Source organism: Priestia sp. BR_2, assembly GCF_041954005.1.
GTDB classification, from domain to species: Bacteria; Bacillota; Bacilli; order Paenibacillales; family Paenibacillaceae; genus Paenibacillus_AQ; species Paenibacillus_AQ lautus_A.
The window spans coordinates 1-2,080 of record NZ_JAVFHM010000321.1; the positions used below are offsets into that span (position 1 = coordinate 1).

Genomic DNA, 2,080 nt, shown 5'->3' on the forward strand with positions numbered 1-2,080 from the left:
ATATTATGTTAACTAAATTTTATAGAAGATACAAATAGAGCATGTGATATTTATTATGTAAGAAGTTAAATTATTGGAGATTTACATACACGAAATTATAGTTCATCAGTATCATGCATTTAGTAAAACAGTAAAAAAAGAACCCTGCAGTGAGAGGTTTCAAATCCAACTGAGGGTTCATGATACTAGCTTGTCGATTTAAATCATCTTCATAAAGGAAGAAGGATTTTTAGTAGCCGGAATCCTCTGATGTAAGGTTATCGAGCATTGTGTAATCATATTTCTGTAGGGGCTTTTCAGCTGGACCTTCTATAACTTCTCCTGTATAAGAAAATCTAGATCCATGGCAAGGGCAATCCCAAGAACGTTCTCCGCTGTTCCATTCGACTTCGCAGCCAATGTGAGTACAGGTTGTATCTACAATGTGGAGTTTTCCTTCTTGATCTTTATAGGCTCCCTTTCGATGGCCTTGAACCGTAATTACCGCCCCTTCATCATTAGATAGATCTTCAGCTCTTACATCAGAGATTTCAAGCTTACCTTTGATGAGATGGCTTACGACATCAGCATTTTCTACTAAGAAATTTTTCAAGCTGGGGTTTGCGTAAAAACGCGATGGCGAATATAAATGTTGATAAGCGTTCTCTTTGCCTAGAATTATATCTCTGAATAAGAGTGCTGCTGCTGTTCCATTTGTCATTCCCCATTTTCTATAACCAGTAGCGACTAGTATGTTAGGTTGACCAGAAGTGAGTTCTCCGATATAAGGAAGTTTATCAAGCGTGACTAAATCTTGTGCTGACCAGCGATACACAATATTTTTTATATCGAAAACTTGTTTACCAAAATTCTTTAACGCTTTATAATGTTCCATTGTATCTTTTCCTTGGCCTGTTTGGTGGCTTTCTCCCGCTACAAGAACCATTTCCTCACCGTTAATGACTGCAGAACGCAGGGAACGTGTCGGTTGATCGGCGCTAATATACATTCCACCTGGATAAGCTTCTTTGGCTTTAACAGCGAGGATATATGAGCGGTCAGCGTGCATTCTGGCAGAGTAAAGGCCCAGCCCTTCATAGAAAGGAAAATGCGAGCAAGAAAGAACGTAGCTTCCTGTAACACGCATCCCTTCTCGTGTAAGAACTGTTTGCTTATCTCCAGATTCAATATTCACTGCCGTTGTATGTTCAAAAATAAGTCCGCCTTTTTGTTTAATAGCTTGAACGAGGTGAACTAGATATTTAATGGGATGGAACTGTGCTTGGTCTTTCATCACAAGGGCTTTTTTAATTTCTATGTTAAAAGGAATATGATCAACCAATTCACCATTAATATTAAGTTCTTTATAAGCTTCTGCCTCTTTTTCAAGTTTTAGAGCATACTCATCAGTAGTAGCATATATGTAAGCATCTTGCATGATAAAATCGCAATCAATTTGATGTTCTTCAACTATTTTCTTAATAAAGTTTAAGGCATCTGCATTAGCTTCATAGTATAATCTTGCCTTACTTCTTCCAAAATTCCGAATAAACTCATCGTAGATCAAATCGTGCTGGGCAGTAACTTTTGCTGTTGTATGCCCCGTTGTGCCATTCAATAGTTTTCCTGCTTCTAAAACTGCAACCTTTAGACCTTCATTGACCAAAAGATAAGCAGAAGTAAGACCTGTAATCCCTCCGCCTACAATCACAACATCTACATCCATGTCATTATCTAGACCGCGAAACTCCAGCAAATCAATAAAATCTCTCCAGTATGGTTCAGGCGCCTGCGGAAGCTGTTCTCCCTTGCGTTCATTATGAGTCACATCAAGACCTCCACTCAATATTTTGATAATAGCGTTATTAGGTTTTCCATTTATTGAGAGTTCATACTTACATGAAAATACAGTCTTCGCTAATAGATAAAAAAAGAGAGAGTCTATTTGAATTAGACTCTCTCTTTTTTATAGAAAATATATATCTACGAATGTTGATTTTAACCTTTTGCTAATTCTAACGCTTCATCTGCTTTTTTTAAATCGTGATTTACTTGCTCTTCAATATCATAGGCATGATACATTTCATTATCAATCATATAT

General features: G+C 37.1%; 1 protein-coding gene. It reads right to left on the reverse strand.

Features of this window, described 5'->3' with window-relative positions; translation table 11 throughout:
* Window positions 1-229 precede the first annotated feature (229 nt).
* Entirely contained in the window at window positions 230-1,807 is a 1,578-nt protein-coding gene (locus RB298_RS28065; protein ID WP_486049645.1) for an FAD-dependent oxidoreductase, read from the reverse strand.
* Window positions 1,808-2,080: the final 273 nt, after the last annotated feature.